Below are 19,257 nucleotides of genomic sequence, written 5' to 3'. Positions count from 1 at the left end.
GGCTACGGCGCCGCCTCGCGCAGCGCCACGCCGTCGCGGCCCTGCCCCTTGGCGGCGTACAGGGCCTGGTCGGCCAGATCCAGCAACTGCGCCGGCGTCAGCGCGCCTTCGCGGAAAATGGCCATGCCGACGCTGGTCGTCACCGGCAGCGGACCGCCGGCCAGCGCAAACGGCTGACGGATGGCCTCGACGATCTTGGCGCCGACCTGGCGCACTTCGGCCGCGCCGTTCACCCCTTCGAGAATGATCACGAATTCATCGCCGGCCAGGCGCGCCACCAGGTCGCTGGCGCGCACGCTGCGCACCAGGCGCGCGGCGAACTCCTTGAGCACCTCGTCGCCCGCCTTGTGTCCCAGGCTGTCGTTGATGGCCTTGAAACGGTCGATATCGAGATAGGCCAGCGCCATCGGCGCGCGCGCGGCCCGCGTGCGCTGCATGCTCAATTCCAGCTGTTCGTCGAAACGGCGCCGGTTGGCGATGCCCGTCAGGATATCCGTGGCGGCGGCGAACTGCAGCGCCGTATGCACGGCCCTGGTCTTGGTGATTTCGTGGATCAGGCCATACACGCCTTCCACCGCGCCGCTCTCGCCCACGTCGGGCACGTAGCTGGTCTGGAAGGCGCGCTGGCCGGCGTCTCCGTCGCCGCCGATGGTGAACTCATATTCAACCTCCTCGCCCGAGAAGGCGCGCCGCAGGTATTGTTCGCGCAACTGGTAGGCTTCCTCGCCCAGCACCTCGCGGATCGACTGCATCATGCTTTCCTGCTGCGATCTGCCGAACCATTTTTCAAACGTCGCGTTGATGAACTGGTAGCGGTGCTCGCGGTCGATGTAGACGATCACCACGGGTACGTGGTCCGTCAGCAGTTTCAAACGCCGCTCGCTGTCGCGCGTCTGCGCCACGGCAATTTCGCGCTCGGCCATCAGCGAGTAGAAATCGCGGCTCAAGTCGCCGATCTCGTCGCGCCGCTCGATTTGCAGCGCCTCGATGCCCAGGCGCTGGCGGCGGATTTCATGTACATGGTGGCGCAGCCGCGCCAAAGGCAGCAGCAGGCGCAGCACCACGCGCCAGCCGGCCAGCCCCGCCAGCGCCGCCAGCAGCACGGCGGCCAGCAATATCTTGCTGCGGATGGCGTGCAGCGGCGCGAACGCGTCGCGCATGGGATACACGGATGCCAGTATCCAGCCCGTCGACGCGATGCGGTGGTAGGCAAACAGGGCATCGACACCTTGCGTGGTGGTGCCCGTCAGCCAGCCCTCGAAACCCTGCAAGGCGCGCCGCGCGGACATGCTGATGGGACCATGCGCCTCGATATGCTGCATGATGCGCGACTTGTCGGGATGCTCGACGATGATGCCTTCGCCGGTCATGATGTACAGGTAGCCGCCCGTGCCCGGCTTGAGCGCGCCCAGGCGGCCCAGGAAATCGGGCTGGCGCAGGTTGACGCTGGCCGCCAGCACATAACGCACGGCGCCCCGCGCGTCGAACACGGGTTGCGTGACCACGACGATGGGCATGCCGGAAATGCTGCCGTTGAGGGGTGCGGAAATCACCGAGCGCCGGGTCGCCAGCGTCTGTTCAAAGTAAGGACGGCCCTTCACATTCAGCCCCGCCTGCGGCTTGAAGGGACTCACGCTGGCCAGCACGGCCCCGTCGATACCGACCACGCCGGCCGAATAAAATTCCTTGCGCAGCACCGTTTGCGCAGCCAGGAAACGCTGCAGGCTGGCGCCGTCGTGCGCGCCGCCGGCAGGCAGGCTGTCGGCAATGGCGCGCAGCACGTTGCGCTTCGCGTCGAGTTCCTCATCGATGAAGACGGCGGCGCTGGACAGCGATACGTACTGCTGGCGCCCCGTCACGTCGCGCATGCCGCGCTCGGCCACGGACAGGGTGGCCAGCGCCAGCGAAGCCACGGCAGCGAGCACGAGCAGGAAGACGACCACGCTCATGCGCGCCTTCAGGCTGGCGGGCAGGCGCCGGCGCAATCGTTTGCGCCAGGTCGTCACGGCCGCTGCCGCAGGTAGCGGCAAATGCGCTCGACCGACTCGTCCAGCGCCAGGGTGCCCGTGTCCAGGGTCAGCGCGGCGGCCAGCGGCGCTTCATAGGGTGCGGAAACGCCCGTGAATTGCGCCAGCTGCCCTGCCCGCGCCTTTTCATACAGGCCCTTCGGGTCGCGCGCCTCGCACACGGCCAGCGGCGTGCTGACGTGGACTTCAATGAAATGCGGCGCGCCGATGATGGCGGCGGCCATGGCCCGGTCTGCGCGGTAGGGAGAAATGAAGGCGGCGATGACGGTCAAGCCCGCCCCGTTCATCAGGCGCGCCACTTCGGCCGTGCGGCGGATGTTTTCATGCCGGTCTTGGGGCGTAAAACCCAGGTCGCGATTCAAGCCATGGCGCAGCTGGTCGCCATCGAGTACTGCCACGGCGCACCCCTGCGCCTTGAGCTGGCGCGCCAGCGCGTCGGCGATGCTGGACTTGCCGGCGCCGCTCAAGCCCGTCAGCCAGACCGTGTCGTATTGTCCTGCCGTCATCACATTGCCTTTCCCCTTGTAGAGCTGGCAATATAGCAAAGCCGCGCGGGAAAGGACAGATGATCAGGCCGCGCTGCGCGCTTCAAGCAGCAACTGTCGTATCTCCGGCACGCAGGAGCCGCAATTGCCGCCCGCCTTGACGCAGGCCGTCACCTGAGCCGTCGTCTCCAGTTTTTGCCCGGCGATGGCCGCGCAAATGGTGTTGCGCCCCACGCCAAAGCACGAGCACACGATGGGACCGGCGTCCACGCCCTTGCCGATGGGCTGGCCCAGCAGCACGCCGGCGCGATCAAGCGCATCCATTTGCGCATGCGCAAACAGGCCGGCCAGCCAGCTGCGCGACGGCAGGTCGGGACGGGGCGAGACATACACGCATTGCGCGATGCGTCCCTCGTCCAGGTGCACGGCGCGGTACACGCCGGCGCTGGCATCCGCGTAATCGAGCCAGTCGGCGTTGTCGTCCGTGACGCCGAGCAGCGCGCGCGCCCAGGCGCCGAGATCCTCGATGCGCTGGCGGCCCGCCAGTTCGTAGCGCAGGAACTGCTCGCCCTGGATGCGCGTCCAGTGCGCCACGCCGTCCAGGGCCAAGGGCGTGCGGCTCAGGACAAACGCATGCCAGTGCACGCGGAATTGTTCGATGCGCACGGGCGTGTGCTTGAATTCCGGTTCGCCCGAGACGGGATCGACGACCGGATTGACGACGGCACCCACGCGCGCGTCGGACGCATTCGCGTCGCTCCAGTGGATGGGCACGAAGACCTGGCCGCGCGCGATGCCGCCGCCATGCACGACGCGCGCCACCATCGCGCCCCAGGCGCTGGTGATGCGCGCCAGTTCGCCTTCGCGCACGCCGTACAGCAGCGCATCCTGCGGGTGGATATCGATGAACGCTTCGGCGACATGGCCCGACAGTTTGGCCGCCTTGCCCGTGCGCGTCATCGTATGCCACTGGTCGCGCACCCGGCCCGTGTTCAGGATCAGCGGATAGTCCTCGCCGGGCATGTTGTGCGGCGCGCGCGGCGCCGTCGGCACGAAGCGCGCGCGCCCGTCCGCATGGGCGAAGCGGCCGTCGCCGAACAGGCGCGCCCGGCCCTGCGGCCACTGCTGTGGCGCCAGGGCGTCGTACTGCGCCGCATCCAGCTTGTCCAGGCCCGCCAGATTGAACAGCCGCGCCGTTTCCGCCCCGTTGCGGAAGGTCGACAGCCGTGCGTGTTCGGCAAAAATGGCTTGCGGCGCCGCGAAATCGAAGCCGTCATAACCCATGCGGCGCGCCACGTCGCACAGCACGTCCCAGTCGGCACGCGCCTCGCCCGGCGCCGGCAAGAACGCGCGCTGGCGCGAGATGCGGCGCTCGGAATTGGTCACCGTGCCGTCCTTCTCGCCCCAGCCCAGGGCCGGCAGCAGCACGTCGGCATGGACGTTCGTGTCCGACTGCGCGCTGATGTCCGACACCACCACCAGCTCGCACCTGGCCAGCGCGCGGCGCACCTGGTCGGCGTCCGGCATGCTGACCAGGGGATTGGTGGCGATGATCCACACGGCTTTGACCTTGCCCGCCTCGATCGCGTGGAACAGGTCCACCGCCTTCAAGCCCGGTTTGGCGGCGATGCGCGGAGAGTCCCAGAAGGTTTGCACGGTGTCGCGGTGCAGCGGATTGTCCAGTTCAAGGTGCGCCGCCAGCATGTTGGCCAGCCCGCCCACTTCGCGCCCGCCCATGGCGTTCGGCTGGCCCGTGAGCGAAAACGGCCCCATGCCGGGCTGGCCGATGCGCCCCGTCGCCAGGTGGCAGTTGATGATGCTGTTGACCTTGTCCGTGCCGGAGGACGACTGGTTCACGCCCTGCGAAAAGGCCGTGACGACCTTGCGCGTGGCCGCAAACGCCTGGTAAAACGCCAGCAGGGCTTGCGGGTCGACCTTGCACACTTTCGCCACCTGCAGCGGGTCGCCGCAGTCCACATGCGCGGCCGCCAGCGCTGCGTCGAGGCCGCGGCTGTGCCGCGTGACGAACTCGCCGGCGATCACGCCCTCCTTCGCCAGATAGCACAGCAAGCCGTTGAACAGCCACACGTCGGTGCCCGGTTTCACGGGCAAATGCAGGTCGGCCAGTTCGCAGGTGGCCGTGCGGCGCGGATCGATCACCACCAGTTTCATCTCCGGCCGGGTTTCGCGGATGCGGGCGATGCGCTGGAACAAAATCGGGTGGCACCAGGCCGTGTTCGAGCCCACCAGCACGACCATGTCGGCCAGCTCCAGGTCTTCATAGCAGCCGGGCACGATGTCTTCGCCGAACGCGCGCTTGTGGCCGGCGACGGCCGAGGACATGCACAGGCGCGAATTGGTGTCGATGTTCGCGCTGCCCACATAGCCCTTCATGAATTTGTTGGCGATGTAATAGTCTTCCGTCAGCAGCTGGCCCGAGACATACAGGGCGACGGCGTCGGGGCCGTGCTCATCGATGATGGCGCGCAGGCCGCCGGCCACCTGGTCCAGCGCGGCATCCCAGGAAGCGCGCCGCAGCACGCCGTCGGTGCGTACCTGCGGGTAGAGCAGGCGCTGGCCGAGGTCCAGGGTGTCGCCCAGGGCCGAACCTTTCACGCACAGGCGGCCCAGGTTGGCCGGGTGCGTTGTATCGCCGGCGATGCGGATGGCGCCGTCTGGCAGGCGTGTCGCTTCCACGCCGCAGCCGACGCCGCAGTACGGGCAAGTGGTTTTCACGGGCGTGCAGCTGGTCATGGGCGTATCCTGTTGGTCGCTGTCAGGCGGCCTGGGCGCACAGCGCCTGGCCAAACAATAAATGGGCGCGCAGCTTGCTGATGTCGCGGCGCTGCTGGATCAGGTCGAAATACCACGGACCGTCCTGCACGTCGCCATACAGCACGGCGCCGGCCAGGCGGCTGCCCTGCACCACGAGCCGTTTGTAGACGCCACGCCTCGGATCGCGCAGCACCAGGTCTTCGCTGCCCTCGCCGCCGATGATGTCGCCGGCCGAATACAGGTCGATGCCTGTCACTTTCAATTTGGTGGCGCTGGCTTGCTGCACGTAGCGGCGGTGCCCGGCGCCGGCCAGATGCGCGCCGCACACGCGCGCCTGTTCCCAGATGGGCGCGACCAGACCGAAGGTGGCGCGCCGGTGCTGCACGCATTCGCCCACGGCGTACACGCGCGGGTCGTAGCTTTGCAGGCAGTCGTCGACGACGATGGCCCGTTCGCAGTGCAGGCCGGCCGCTTGCGCCAGCGCGATGTTGGGGCGCACGCCGGCCGTCATCACCACCAGGTCGGCGGGAATGCTGCTGCCGTCCGCAAACTGCACGCCTTCCACGCGGGTCCTGCCCATGATGGCGGAGGTTTGCGCCTGCATCAAAAACCGCAGGCCGCGCGCTTCCAGCGCCGATTTCAGCAGCATCGATGCGGGCGCGTCGAGCTGCTGGTTCATCAGCGCGCCGCTCATGTGCACCACGGTCACATCCATGCCCTGGCGCTGCAGGCCGTTGGCCGCTTCCAGTCCCAGCAAGCCGCCGCCGATGACGACCGCGTGGCGGTGCTGGCGCGCCGCCCGCAGCATGGTGTCGACATCGTCGATGTCGCGAAAACCGATCACGCCGGGCAGCTCGTGGCCCGGCACGGGCACGATGAAGGGCGTGGAACCGGTGGCCAGCAGCAGGCGGTCATAGCGCACCTCGATGCCCGACAGCGCCTGCACGGTGCGCGCCTGGCGGTCGATGTGCACCACGGGGTCGCCCGCGTGCAGGGTGATGCCGTTTTGGGCATACCAGTCGCGCGTGTGCAGCATGATGTCGTCCACCGTCTTTTCGCCGGCCAGCACGGGAGACAGCAGGATGCGGTTGTAATTGCCGTGCGGTTCGGCGCCGAAGACGGTGATGTCGTACAGGTCCGGCGCGAGTTTCAGCAATTCCTCGACCGTGCGCATGCCGGCCATGCCGTTGCCGACCACGACTAAAGACGGCCGTGCGGCGGTGTTCATATGGCCACCCACACCATGCCGCCGAACACGCGCGCCGGCCAGGCGGCCACCGAGTGTTCAGGCGCTTCGATGCACTCGCCGCTGGCCAGGTCGAAGTGCTGCTTGTAAATCGGCGACGCCACCACGACGCGCTCGCCGATGCTGCCCACCAGGCCGCGCGACAGCACGGAAGCGCCCGCGTTCGGGTCGACATTGTCGATGGCGTACACGCGCGGCGCGGCATCGCCGACGCGGAACACGGCCACGTGCCGGCCGCCCAGCAGCGCGCACACGCCCGTGTCGGGCACGATGTCCGTCAAGGGGCAGATGGCCACCCAGTTGTCGGCGCTGGCGCTGTTCAATTCATTCATCGCATTCATGGCTCACGCCTCCACGGCAAGGATGGGGATCACGGTGTTGCGGCGTTCAAGGGGCGTGGCGGGCCGGATCTGGCCCCGCTCTTCGACGAACACCACGTTTTCATCGTTCTTCCCGCTGTTGACGAAATGGCGGAAACGCTGGCGCACGGCGGGATTCGAGACGGCTTCCTTCCACTCGCAGGCATAGGTGTCGACCACGTGCTGCATGTCCGCTTCCAGCTCGTGGGCGATGCCCAGACGGTCGGCCACGACGACGGCTTTCAGGTAGTCGAGGCCTCCTTCCAGGTTGTCGCGCCACACGCTGGTGCGCTGCAGGCGGTCGGCCGTGCGCACGTAAAACATCAAAAAGCGGTCGACATAGCGCACCAGGGTCGCTTCATCGAGATCGGATGCCAGCAGTTCCGCGTGGCGCGGCTTCATGCCGCCGTTGCCGCACACGTACAAATTCCAGCCCTTTTCCGTGGCGATCAGGCCGATGTCCTTGCCTTGCGCCTCGGCGCATTCGCGCGTGCAGCCGGAGACGCCGAACTTGATCTTGTGCGGCGTGCGCAAGCCCTTGTAGCGGTTTTCCAGTTGAATCGCGAAGCCCACGCTGTCGGCCACGCCATAGCGGCACCAGGTGGAGCCGACGCACGATTTCACCGTGCGCAGCGACTTGCCGTAGGCGTGGCCCGACTCGAAGCCGGCCGCGATCAGCTCTTCCCAGATGGCCGGCAACTGGTCCACGCGCGCGCCGAACAGGTCGACCCGCTGTCCGCCCGTGATCTTCGTATAGAGACCGTATTTTTTCGCCACCATTCCCACGGCGATCAAGCCGTCGGCCGTCACTTCGCCGCCCGGCATGCGCGGCACGACGGAATACGTGCCATCCTTCTGGATATTACCGAGAAAATAATCGTTACTGTCCTGCAGGCTGGCGTGCACGGGCGACAGCACGAAATCGTTCCAGCAAGACGCCAGGATATTCGCCGCCACAGGCTTGCACACGTCGCAGCCGAGACCCTTTCCATGCGCGGACAGCAGCGCGCCGAAGCTGCGGATTTTTCCCACGCGCACCAGATGGTGCAATTCCTGGCGCGAGTACGCAAAGTGTTCGCACACGTGGTTGTTCACGGCCAGACCCTGCTTCTGCATTTCCGCCTTCATGATCTGCGTCACCAGCGGCACGCAGCCGCCGCAGGCCGTGCCGGCGCACGTAGCACTTTTGAGGGCACCGATGGTGGTGGCGCCATCGGCGACGGCCGCGCACAGCGCGCCTTTCGACACGTCGTTGCACGAGCAGATTTGCGCCGACTCGGGCAAGGCGTCCACACCGAGTCCCGTCTTTTGCTGGCCGTCCGCCTGCGGCAGGATGAGGAATTCAGGGAACTCGGGCAGCTCGATCTTGTTGAGCATCATCTGCAAGAGCGTGCCGTACTCGCTGGCGTCGCCCACCATCACACCGCCCAGCAGGTACTTGCCGCAGTCGGAAACGACGATCTTCTTGTAGATCTGCTTGCGCTCGTCCATGAACTGGTAGGAGCGGCTGCCCGGCGCATTGCCGTGCGGGTCGCCCAGGCTGGCCACGTCCACGCCCATCAGTTTGAGCTTGGTGCTCATGTCGGCGCCATTGAACGACGCTTCGCCCTCCTCCTGCAGCAGGTGGCGGGCAGCGATGCGCGCCATCTCGTAGCCGGGCGCCACCAGGCCAAAGACCAGGCCACCCCACAGCGCGCATTCGCCGATAGCGTAGATGTCCGGGTCGGAGGTGACGCAGCTGTCGTCGATGGCGATGCCGCCGCGCGGCCCCACGTCCAGGCCGCAGGCGCGCGCCAGCTCATCGCGCGGGCGGATGCCGGCCGAGAAGACGATCATGTCCGCTTCCAGGTGGCTGCCGTCGGCGAACTGCATGCGGTGCGTGGCTGATTCGCCGTCGACGATGGCCAGCGTGTTCTTTTGCGTGTGCACGGTCACGCCCAGCTCCTCGATCTTGCGGCGCAAGACACGCGCGCCGCCCTCGTCCACCTGCACGGCCATCAGGCGCGGCGCGAATTCCACCACGTGGGTGTCGAGCTTCAGGTCGCGCAAGGCTTTCGCGCATTCGAGGCCCAGCAAGCCGCCGCCGATAACCACGCCCGTTTTCGACTTGGCACCCCAGGCCAGCATGGCTTCCAGGTCTTCGATGGTGCGGTAGACGAAGCAGCCATCGCGCTCCTTGCCCGGCAGCGGCGGCACGAACGGCGTCGAGCCGGTGGCGAATACGAGTTTGTCGTAGCTCAAGACCTCGCCCGTGCTGGCAGTGACGGTTTTCGCCGCGCGGTCGATGGACACGGCGCGCGCATTGAGCTTCAACACGACGTTGCCCTTGTCGAAGAAGCCGGGCGCCACCAGCGACAGATCCTCAGCCGACTTGCCGCTGAAAAATTCGGACAGGTGCACCCGGTCGTAGGCGGGGCGCGGCTCTTCGCACAAGACCGTCACGGACAGGTGCGGCGCGTTGTCCAGGGCCAGCCGTTCGAGGAATTTATGCCCGACCATGCCATGGCCAAGGACGACGATGTTCAAGGGGTGGTTCATTGCGCTCTCCTCAGGCCGCGGCCATGTTCGGTTCGGCCGCCAAGCCCGTGAAACGGGCGGCGATGGCGCACAGGGCCGAAATCACCACCAGCGCGCAGAGGATGATCAGGGTCTGGCGGATGTCGCCCGTGCCTTTCATCAGGAAACCGGCCGCCACGGCGCCCACGTTGCCGCCCGCGCCGATGATGCCGGCCACGCCGCCGAGAGCCTTGCTGTCGATGAAGGGCACCAGCGCGTAGGTGGCGCCGCACGCCATGTGGGTGAACAGGCCGAAGACCAGCATGGCGATGACGGCCCAGGTGACGCTGTCGACCTTGGCAAACCACAGCAAGCCCACGCCTTCGCCTATCATCAGCATGAACAGCAGGGTCACGCGGCTGTTCAGGTTGCCGCGCAGGGCCAGTTTGTCGGACAGCCAGCCGCCCAAAGCGCGGGCAAACAGCGCCAGCAGGCCGAAGCTGCCGGCGGCCAGGCCCGCCGATTTCAAGGACAGGCCGAAATGGTCGACGTAGTAGACGGCGGCGATGTTGTGGATGAAGATTTCTATGCCGAAGCAGGCGCCGTAGGTGACGAACAGCAGCCAGACGCGATAATTGCTGCTGGCGGCCTTGAAGCTGTCCCAGCCACCGCTTTTACCACCACCTTTACCGCCTTCGATGGCGGTGCCGGCGGCGCGCAAGTCCGAATAATTACCTTCAGGGCAATCCTGCGTATAACGCCAGTACAGCACGGCCATCACCAGCATCAGCACGCCCGGCACCAGCAGGGCCACGCGCCAGCCCAGCGATTCGGACACGCCCAGCATCAGCACGGCGCCGAGCAGCAGCGGCATCAGCGCCTGCGCCGCGCCGCCGCCCGCATTGCCCCAGCCGGCGGCGGCCGCGTTTGCCGTGCCGACAACACGCGGGGCGAACATCACGGAGGTGTGATATTGCGTGATGACAAAGCTGGCGCCGACGGCGCCGATGCCCAGGCGGAAGAACAGAAAGCTTTCATAGCTTTGCGACGCGGCCACGCCCAGCACGGGAATGGCGCCGAGCAGCAGCAAGCCCGTGTACGTCTTGCGGGGGCCGTAGCGGTCGCACAAGGGCCCGACGATCAGGCGCACGAGGATGGTGATGGCGACGGCCGCGATATTGATGTTCGCCACTTGCGCCAAAGAAAGGCCGAACTCGCCCTTGATGACAGGCATCAGCGGGGCGCAGGCGAACCAGGCGAAGAAACACACGAAAAATGCCATCCACGTGAGGTGGAATGCCCGCATGGGCGGCGTGGCGAGGGAGAAGAGCGCGATGCGCGTTGCTTTTTGGCTGGCCATGATGGTTTCCCGAAGTATCCCGAAAATAACAAAGATGCAAACAAAAACGGCGCCCGCCCCCGCCGATGAAAAAATCAGCCAGAGCGGACGCCGTTGTCCAGGTGGTCCGTCGTTGGACCGTTGTGCGTTTATTCAGGGGATCGCCGTTGATCCGTACCTTCTGTTTAGCAAGCGCCGTGCCAGGCCCGTCCCAGGGGCAGGGTGCCTATTTGTACGGACTTTGCGCCAGGTCATGGCATCTGGCGGTGCAGGCACGCCTCTTCTTGGTGCGTCGGGGAACTCGAAAGTGCAATGTTTGTCTAATTGATATTGAGTTCATGAAGCGGAGGCCGGCATGTTCGGGCAACTGCGGCAATGGCAGCCACGGCGCGGCTTGGCGCGCGCGCTGGCATGCGTCTGCGTGGGTGCGCTCCTGATCGCCTGGAGTAACACTGCCGCAGCGCAAGATGGCTCTCCCGAACCCAGGGAGCACAGCGAGCTGGACGCGACCGTGTTCGCACCGTTCCACGCGGCGCGCGGCGAGCGGGTCACGCAGGCGCGCACATTCGTCGTGCGCCTCACGTATCCGGACGAAGGCCGCCCGCATGCCGTGCGCTGGACCCTGACCTTGTCCGGTCCAGGTCCGCAAGGCGCCGTGCTGCGGCGCTGGTCGGGCACGGAACAGGTGGGCGCCGGCGGCAAGCGCGTGAACTTGCCCTGGGATGGCCGCGCCGATGCCGATGCGCGCGAACGGCGCATGCTGGCGCCGGACGGCTTGTACGAACTGCGCCTGCTGGCCGTGGCCGATGCCGGCTCGCCGCGCGAAGCGCAGGTGGAACAGCAATGGCAAATCGCGGTGCAGCGGGGCGCCAGCACGGCGCCCCGGGTGCCCGCCTTCCAGGCCGGCCTGCAACAACTGCCCCGCCTGGATGAGGAGCCCGGCTACCGCATCGTCTACGCCAACCTGCACAGCCAGACGCGCCACAGCGACGGCGGCGCGGCGCTCGACGCCTGCCATGGCGCGCAGGAGCCGCAAACGGCGCCGTTCGGCCCCATCGACGCCTATAAATATGCGCAGGATCACGGCCTGGACGCCCTGCTGACATCCGAGCACAACCATATGTATGACGGTTCGGACGGAACCAATCCCGCAGCCACGCCTGCCGAAGCGAAGGCCTTGTACCAGACGGGGCTGGCCGAAGCGGCCGCCTATACAAACGCCCACCCCGGTTTCCTGGCCCTGTACGGCATGGAATGGGGCGTCATCAACAAGGGCGGCCACCTGAACATCTTCAATAGCGAACAATTGCTGGGCTGGGAAAGGAATGCTCGGGGCGAATTGCTGGCCGACCTGGAAACGCCGAAAAACGACTACGCCGCCCTGTATGCGCTGATGCGCGAACGGGGCTGGATAGGCCAGTTCAACCACCCTGCCTATGCGGGCCAGTTTCTCGTCGATGGCCAGCCGCTCGGCTACACGCCGGACGGCGATGCGGCCATGGTGCTGTGCGAAGTGATGAATACGTCCGCGTTTTCCACCAACGACCAGGAAACGGAAACGCGGCGCAGCAATTACGAGGCGGCCTGCAACCGTGCCCTGGCGGCCGGCTACCACGTGGCCTTCAGCAGCAACCAGGACAACCACTGCGCCAACTGGGGCGCATCGTACGGCAACCGCACGGCCGTGCTGGTGGCCAGCCCGGCCGCCGGCATGCCCGTGTCACGCGACAGCTTCCTCGACGCGCTGCGCGCGCGCCGCGTGTTTGCCACCATGGACAAGCACGCGCAGCTGCTGTTCACGGCCAATGGCAAGCTGATGGGCGAACGTTTCGACAACCACGGGCCTTTGCAACTATCCACCCATTTCAGCAACAGCGCGGGCCGGCAAGCGGCGGCCGTCGCCATTTTCCACGGCGTACCGGGCGGCAACGGCTCCGTCACGCAACTGTCGGACCAGGCCGAGCTCACCGTCACGCCCGCGCCCGGCCCCCATGTTTATTACGCGCGCCTGACGCAGGACGACGGCAACATCGTCTGGTCGGCGCCCGTGTGGGTCAATCAGCTGCCGTGAACGCCGCGCATCAGGGCACGGCAACGGCACGGACTGGTACACCAAGTGCCGCAGATTCTACGGCCCTGCTCTTTTCCAGCAAACAATATTGGAAAAGTAACTATTTTTTCAGGTAGCGTCCATAGACACTGGTTCCTCACAGCAATCCATGGCACCATGGCTGCGCCGTTTTGCCTGCAACGCGGCCTCCACCGGACCAACCAGGAACCTTACATGTCGTCATATCGCACTCTCGCCGGCAGCATGCTGCTCGGCATGGCCGCAGCGGGCCTCGCCCACGCGCAAGCCCCCGCCCCTGCCGCCGCCAACACCGATCCCAATTTGTGGCTGGAAGAAGTCCTCGGCGACAAGCCGCTGGCCTGGGTCAAGCAGCACAATGCCGTCACCACCAAAGAGCTGGAAGCGCAGCCCGGCTTCGCGGCCCTGCAGGCGCGCCTGAAAACCATCCTCAACTCGAAGGAGCGCATCCCCTACGTCAGCAAGGAAGGCGCGTTTTACTACAATTTCTGGCGCGACGCCCAGCACGTGCGCGGCATCTGGCGCCGCACCACCCTGGCGCAGTACCAGCTGGCCGAACCCGCGTGGGAAACCGTGATCGACCTCGACCAGCTGGCCGCCGGCGAGAACGAAAACTGGGTCTGGGGCGGCGCCTCCTGCCTGTATCCGAAGGGCGAACGCTGCCTCATTTCCCTGTCGCGCGGCGGCGGCGACGCCAAGGTGGTGCGCGAATATGACGTGGCCAAGCGCGCCTTTGTCGACGGCGGCTTCACCCTGCCCGAAGCGAAGGGCAGCGCCAGCTGGATCGACCAGGACACCTTGTTCGTGTCCACCGATTTCGGCCCCGGCTCGATGACCAGCTCGGGCTACCCGCGCATCATCAAAGAGTGGCAGCGCGGCACGCCGCTGGCGCAGGCGCACACCTTGTATGAAGCCAAACCCGACGACTTGAGCGCGGGCGCCTACAAGGACTTCACGCCCGGCCACGAACACCAGTTCATCGAGCGGCAAATCGATTTCTACAGCGGCGAAATGTTCCTGCGCGAAGGCGCCGATCTGAAAAAAGTGCCGAAGCCGGACGACGCGACGGCCTTCACCGTACGCGATCAATTGATCATCACCCTGCGCTCGGACTGGAAAGTGAACGGCAAGACCTACGTGCAAGGCTCGCTGCTGGCGTCCGACTTCAAGGCCTTCATGCAGGGCAAGCAGGAGCTGGAATTGCTGTACGCGCCCACGGCCACCTCGTCGCTGGACAATGTCACGGCGACGAAATCGACCATCCTCGTCACCACCCTGGACAAGGTCAAGAACCGCCTGACGGAACTGCGCCACGTGAACGGCAAGTGGCAGCGCCGCGCCGTCGACGCGCCGAAGCTGGGCACTCTGGCCGTCAGCGCGCTCGACCCGGTCGATTCGGACCAGTACTTCCTGACGGTGACCGACTTCCTCAATCCGACCACCCTGTATCTGGCCACGGCGCAAAGCGACCAGCGCACGAAAATCAAGTCGCTGCCCGCCTACTACGATGCGGCGCCGTACAAGGTGGAGCAGTTCGAATCGACGTCGAAGGACGGCACAAAGGTGCCCTACTTCGCCATCATGAACAAGAAGACGAAGTTCGACGGCAGCAACCCCACCGTGCTGTATGGCTATGGCGGCTTTGAAGTGTCGCTCAAACCGAGCTACAGCGGCACCACGGGCGTGGCGTGGCTGGAAAAGGGCGGCGTGTATGTGCTGGCGAATATCCGCGGCGGCGGCGAATTCGGCCCCCGCTGGCACCAGGCGGCGCTGAAGGAAAACCGCCAGCGCGCGTATGACGATTTCATCTCGGTGGCGCAGGATCTGATCAAGCGCAAGGTCACCAGTCCGCGCCACCTGGGCATCATGGGCGGCAGCAATGGCGGCCTGCTGACGGGCGCCGTGCTGGTGCAGCGTCCCGATTTGTTCAACGCCGTCGTCAGCCAGGTGCCGCTGCTCGACATGCGCCGCTATAACAAGATGCTGGCGGGCGCTTCGTGGATGGGAGAGTACGGCGATCCGGACGTGCCGGAACAATGGGCCTACATCAGCAAGTACTCGCCGTATCAGAACGTCTTCAAGGACAAGAAATATCCGCGCGTGCTGTTTACCACCTCGACACGCGACGACCGCGTCCACCCAGGCCATGCGCGCAAGATGGTGGCGAAGATGGAAGAGCAAGGCCACGACGTGCTGTACTGGGAAAACACGGAAGGCGGCCACGCGGGCGCCGCCAACAACGACCAGCAGGCGCTGATGTGGGCGCTGACCTACACCTTCCTGCACGAGCAGCTGAAGTAAGTGGTGATGTCGGATGACGCGTCCCGCTAATCCGACCTACCGGGCTGTCGGTAGACGCAGGCCGGCGTAGGCCGGCGTAGGTCGGCTTAGCCCAACGGGCGTAAGCCGACAACATAGTTGAAGCGGCCCGCACGCATGGCCTACTTCGCCTGCGCGCTGGGACGTTCGGCGATGCGGTCGCGGTAAGCCTGCAGGTTCGGCAACCCTTCCGCTCCCGGCCGGTACTTCATCAGCCCGCGCACAAATTCCAGCGCGCAGAAGGCCGTGATGTCGGCAATCGTAAAGCGTTCGCCGGCGATGTAGGGCTGGTGGGCCAGCACCTGGTCCAGCCATTGCGCCGTCTCGCGCAGCTTGCCCGCCTGCGCCGTGGCGAAATCGGGAAACTGCGGGTTTTCCAGCGCCACCAGGGCCGGATGACCGTGACGCACCCAGTTGGCGGCGGCGCTGAACAGGTGCAGTTCCACGCGGCGGTCGGCCATTTCGATAAATGCGCGCTCCTCGAATCCCTCACCCATCAGGTTCGGCTGCGGCTGCAAGCCTTCCAGGTAGGTGCAGATGGCGCGCGTCTCGGTCAGCACGCGTCCGTCGTCCAGTTCCAGCACGGGCACGCGGCCCAGCGGGTTTTTCGCCAGGAAGGCGGGATCGCGGTGATGGCCGGCCATCAGGTCGAGCGCCACTTCTTCGATGCCGGTGATGCCCTTCTCGGCGATGAACATGGTGACGCGGCGCGGATTGGGCGTGCGGGGGCTGATAGTGAGTTTCATGTGCAGGTCTCGTCTCGTTATGGTGGTGGCCAATCAGGCGCGGCACCAGCCTGTGGCAATGCAGTCAGACGCCCATCATACCAGCGCACCGGCATGGTGCGGCGCCCCTGGCGCGTTGACTTTGCCTCCGTTTCGCCTTAGATTGCTGTACGGGAACGCTGGCCGCCAGTTCCAGCGATGTCCCCCACACGTCATCAACGCCCGCAGCCTATCCGGCTGGCGGGCGTTTTATCCATGAACCAAGGGCATACCATGCATCGCACACCGACTCCGCGCTTCCGGCGCAGCCAACTGGCCGCCGCCGTCCTGGCACTGGCTTCCATCACCGCAGCCCATGCGGACAATGCCGCTCCCGCCGCCAGGTACGTCTCGGCCAGCCATGCGCCCGGCACCACCACGCAGCTGCCGCGCGGCGTCACGCCCCTGCACTATATTGTGTCGATCACGCCGGACGCCGCCGCCTCTACCTTCAAGGGCGAGGTGGCCATCAAGGTGGCGGTCGACGCGCCGACCGCCAGCATCACCTTCAATGCCTTGAACCTGACGTTTGCGGCAGCCGCTATCGAAGGCGCGGGCGGCAGCAAACAGGTGACGCGCAAGATCGAGTTCGACGCGGACAAGCAGACGGCCACCGTGCATTTCGCCGAACCCGTGGCGAAGGGCGAGTACCTGCTGCGCATCGATTACAGCGGCAAGATCGGCACGCAGGCCACGGGCCTGTTCTCGCTCGACTACGACACGCCGCAAGGCCGCCAGCGCGCGCTGTACACGCAGTTCGAAAATTCGGACGCGCGCAGCATGGTGCCATCGTGGGATGAACCGGACTACAAGGCCACCTTCGATCTCAACGTGGTCGTGCCGAGCAACCAGATGGCCGTCGGCAACATGCCGATCGCCAGCAGCGAGGAACTGGGCAATGGCATGAAGCACGTGTACTTCGCCACCACGCCGCGCATGTCGACGTATCTGCTGTTCTTCGGCCTGGGCGACTTCGAGCGTGCGACAACGATGGCCGACGGTACGGAGATCGGCGTCATCACGAAGAAAGGAGCGCTGGCGCAAAGCCGCTTCGCGCTCGACGAGTCAAGCGCCCTGCTGCGCGAATACAACGATTATTTCGGCGTGCGCTATCCGCTGCCCAAGCTCGACAACATCGCCGCGCCGGGCCGCAGCCAGTTCTTCGGCGCCATGGAAAACTGGGGCGCCGTCTTCACCTTCGAATATGGCCTGCTGCTTGACCCGGCCATCTCGACCCAGGCCGACAAGGAAAACATCTACACCACCCTGTCGCATGAAATGGCGCACCAGTGGTTCGGCGACCTGGTCACCATGCGCTGGTGGGATGACCTGTGGCTCAACGAAGGTTTTGCGTCGTGGATGGAAAGCCGCACCACGGAGCGTCTGCACCCCGAGTGGAACACTGCCCTGTCCAGCGTGGGCGGGCGCGAGTCGGCCATGAGCCAGGACGCGCTGCGCACCACGCATCCGGTGGTACAGCGCATCGCCACCGTGGAGCAGGCCAGCCAGGCCTTCGACGGCATCACGTATCAAAAGGGTGAGGCGGTGATCCGCATGCTCGAAGCGTATGTCGGCGCCGACACGTGGCGCACGGCCGTGCGCAGCTACATGCGCAAGCATGCGTATGGCAATACGGTGTCCGACGACCTGTGGCGCGAAGTCGATGCGGCCGCCGGCAAGCCGGTCAGCGCCATCGCCCATGATTTCACGTTGCAGCCGGGCGTGCCGATGATCACGGTGGACAACGCCGTGTGCCGGAACGGCAATACGCGCGTGCGCCTGACGCAGACGGAATTTTCCAAGGACCAGCCGAACAAGAAACCGCTGTCGTGGAAAGTGCCCGTCATCGCCTCTACGGTCGGCAACGGCAAGCTGGCCACGGTGCTGGTCAGGAATGGCAAGGCGACCTTGAACGTGCCCGGCTGCGGCGCCCTGCTGGTGAACGCGGGCCAGAGCGGCTACTACCGCACCGTGTACGCGCCCGCCAACACGCGCGCGCTGGCGCGCAGCTTCGCGCGCCTGGCGCCGATCGACCAATTGGGCTTGCTGGCGGACAGCCAGTCGCTGGGCCTGGCCGGCGCGCAAAACCTGGCCGACTTCCTGGAACTGGTGAAAGCGACGCCGCTGTCGGCCGATCCGCAGGTACTGGGCAAGGTGGCCGCCTCCCTGGGCAGCCTGTACGAACAATATGCGGGCGATAGCGCGGAAAGCAAAGCGCGCCAGCAGGCCTTCGGCCGCTTTGCCGTGGCGCGCCTGGCGCCGATGATGGCGCAGACGGGCTGGGAAGCGCGCGCGGGCGAAGCGTCGAGCGTGGCGACCCTGCGCGGACAGCTGATCGCCATCCTCGGCGACATGGGCGAACCGGGCGTGATCGCCGAGGCGCGCCGCCGCCATGCGGCCAGCGAGCAAGATCCCGCCGCCATGCCCGCACCGCTGCGCCGCACCATCCTGGGCGTGGTGGCCCAGCATGCGGACGCCACCACCTGGGAGCAGCTGCACGCCCGCGCGCAGCAGGAAAAGACGCCGCTGGTGAAAAACCAGCTGTATGACCTGCTGGCCTCGAGCGACGATCCCGCGCTGGCGCAGCGCGCGCTGGCACTGGCGCTGACGGATGAACCGGGCGTGACCAACAGCCCGGCCATGATCTCGCGCGTGTCGCGCACGCATCCGGAACTGGCCTTCGACTTTGCGCTGGCGCACCTGGAGCAAGTCAATGCGCGCATCGACGCCAGCTCGCGCAGCCGCTACTTCCCGCGCCTGGCCGCCGGTTCGGCGCAGCCGGACATGATCGCCAAGCTGGAAGCGTACGCGCAGGCGCACCTGCCGGCCGGCGCGCGCGGCGACGCCGACAGTTCCGTGGCCGGCATCAAGTACCGCATCAAGCTGCGCGCCGAACGGCTGCCGGCCGTCGATGCATGGCTGGCGAAACAGGCGGGCTGATTGGTTTTCCCGGCGCCGCGGCGCCGGGAACGGATGAAAACGCAGGCAAAAAAAAACCGGCTTCGCAAGGTGCGGTAGCCGGTTGAAACGCTGTTTCGAGCGCAGGGATAAAACGGGAAACACATGAAAACGTGGAAATCGTGCCGGTCATTGAGGTGTCCGGCAACCTTGCGCCCGGGGTCTCCGTGCGCCATGTATCCACTATGCCAGTCCTTCCCTCGGGCAGGCTTAGGACTTCATTAAAGCCCCGCCCGATTCCTGCATTTCCCCTGCCCCACCCTGCAAATACTGCCATAAAACAATTTTTACATGTCTGGTGCCGATGGTTGAGCTCACCGGCTAAGCTGTTGAGTCATGCCTGCATCCTATCGCTCCCGGAGCGTAGTGATCTGCGCAATGCATGCTGTGTGCCAACGAA

At 65.9% G+C, this 19,257-nt stretch carries 11 protein-coding genes; 3 read left to right on the top strand and 8 right to left on the bottom strand.

Annotation, left to right across the window (positions count from 1 at the left end; genetic code table 11):
• Window positions 1–2: 2 nt before the first annotated feature.
• The 7 genes from OX462_RS10025 to OX462_RS09995 all read right to left on the bottom strand — a co-directional run bounded on the left by OX462_RS10025 (window position 3) and on the right by OX462_RS09995 (window position 10,748).
• Complete coding sequence (locus OX462_RS10025; protein WP_139143075.1) at window positions 3–2,006, bottom strand: diguanylate cyclase domain-containing protein; 2,004 nt, start codon at window positions 2,004–2,006, stop codon at window positions 3–5.
• Entirely contained in the window at window positions 2,003–2,533 is a 531-nt protein-coding gene (cysC, locus tag OX462_RS10020) for an adenylyl-sulfate kinase (protein WP_409028311.1), read from the bottom strand. The genes OX462_RS10025 and cysC overlap by 4 nt, the downstream gene beginning before the upstream one ends.
• A gap of 63 nt (window positions 2,534–2,596) precedes the next feature.
• Window positions 2,597–5,266: a molybdopterin-dependent oxidoreductase gene (locus tag OX462_RS10015; protein WP_409028310.1), complete on the bottom strand. Its 2,670-nt coding sequence runs from the start codon at window positions 5,264–5,266 to the stop codon at window positions 2,597–2,599.
• Between the two features lie 22 nt (window positions 5,267–5,288).
• Window positions 5,289–6,515 carry an NAD(P)/FAD-dependent oxidoreductase gene (locus OX462_RS10010; protein WP_409028309.1) on the bottom strand — a complete coding sequence of 409 codons (1,227 nt, stop codon included), beginning with the start codon at window positions 6,513–6,515 and terminating at the stop codon, window positions 5,289–5,291.
• A complete protein-coding gene (gene nirD / locus OX462_RS10005; RefSeq protein WP_409028308.1) occupies window positions 6,512–6,874 on the bottom strand; it encodes a nitrite reductase small subunit NirD in 363 nt (120 codons plus the stop codon). Before nirD ends, OX462_RS10010 begins: the two co-directional genes overlap by 4 nt.
• Window positions 6,875–6,877: 3 nt before the next feature.
• On the bottom strand, window positions 6,878–9,430 hold the full coding sequence (gene nirB / locus OX462_RS10000; RefSeq protein WP_409028307.1) for a nitrite reductase large subunit NirB: 2,553 nt from the start codon (window positions 9,428–9,430) through the stop codon (window positions 6,878–6,880).
• 10 nt (window positions 9,431–9,440) lie between these two features.
• Window positions 9,441–10,748: an MFS transporter gene (locus OX462_RS09995; protein WP_409028306.1), complete on the bottom strand. Its 1,308-nt coding sequence runs from the start codon at window positions 10,746–10,748 to the stop codon at window positions 9,441–9,443.
• A 334-nt stretch (window positions 10,749–11,082) separates the two neighbouring features.
• Between OX462_RS09995 and OX462_RS09990 the strand changes: the two genes are divergently transcribed.
• Entirely contained in the window at window positions 11,083–12,798 is a 1,716-nt protein-coding gene (locus tag OX462_RS09990) for a CehA/McbA family metallohydrolase (protein WP_409028305.1), read from the top strand.
• 213 nt (window positions 12,799–13,011) lie between these two features.
• Entirely contained in the window at window positions 13,012–15,117 is a 2,106-nt protein-coding gene (locus tag OX462_RS09985; RefSeq protein WP_409028304.1) for a prolyl oligopeptidase family serine peptidase, read from the top strand.
• A gap of 140 nt (window positions 15,118–15,257) precedes the next feature.
• Here the strand turns inward: OX462_RS09985 and OX462_RS09980 are convergent, their stop codons facing one another.
• Window positions 15,258–15,881 carry a glutathione S-transferase family protein gene (locus OX462_RS09980; protein WP_070290709.1) on the bottom strand — a complete coding sequence of 208 codons (624 nt, stop codon included), beginning with the start codon at window positions 15,879–15,881 and terminating at the stop codon, window positions 15,258–15,260.
• A gap of 252 nt (window positions 15,882–16,133) precedes the next feature.
• Here OX462_RS09980 and OX462_RS09975 point away from each other — a divergent pair, with 252 nt between their 5' ends.
• Window positions 16,134–18,839 (top strand): M1 family metallopeptidase, encoded by a 2,706-nt coding sequence (locus OX462_RS09975; protein ID WP_409028303.1) that lies wholly within the window; start codon window positions 16,134–16,136, stop codon window positions 18,837–18,839.
• Window positions 18,840–19,257: the final 418 nt, after the last annotated feature.

This window comes from Janthinobacterium aestuarii (genome assembly GCF_046113285.1).
Taxonomy (GTDB): Bacteria; Pseudomonadota; Gammaproteobacteria; order Burkholderiales; family Burkholderiaceae_D; genus Janthinobacterium.
The sequence above is the reverse complement of the archived record's forward strand: the minus strand, read 5'-3'. Positions and strand labels throughout refer to the sequence as shown.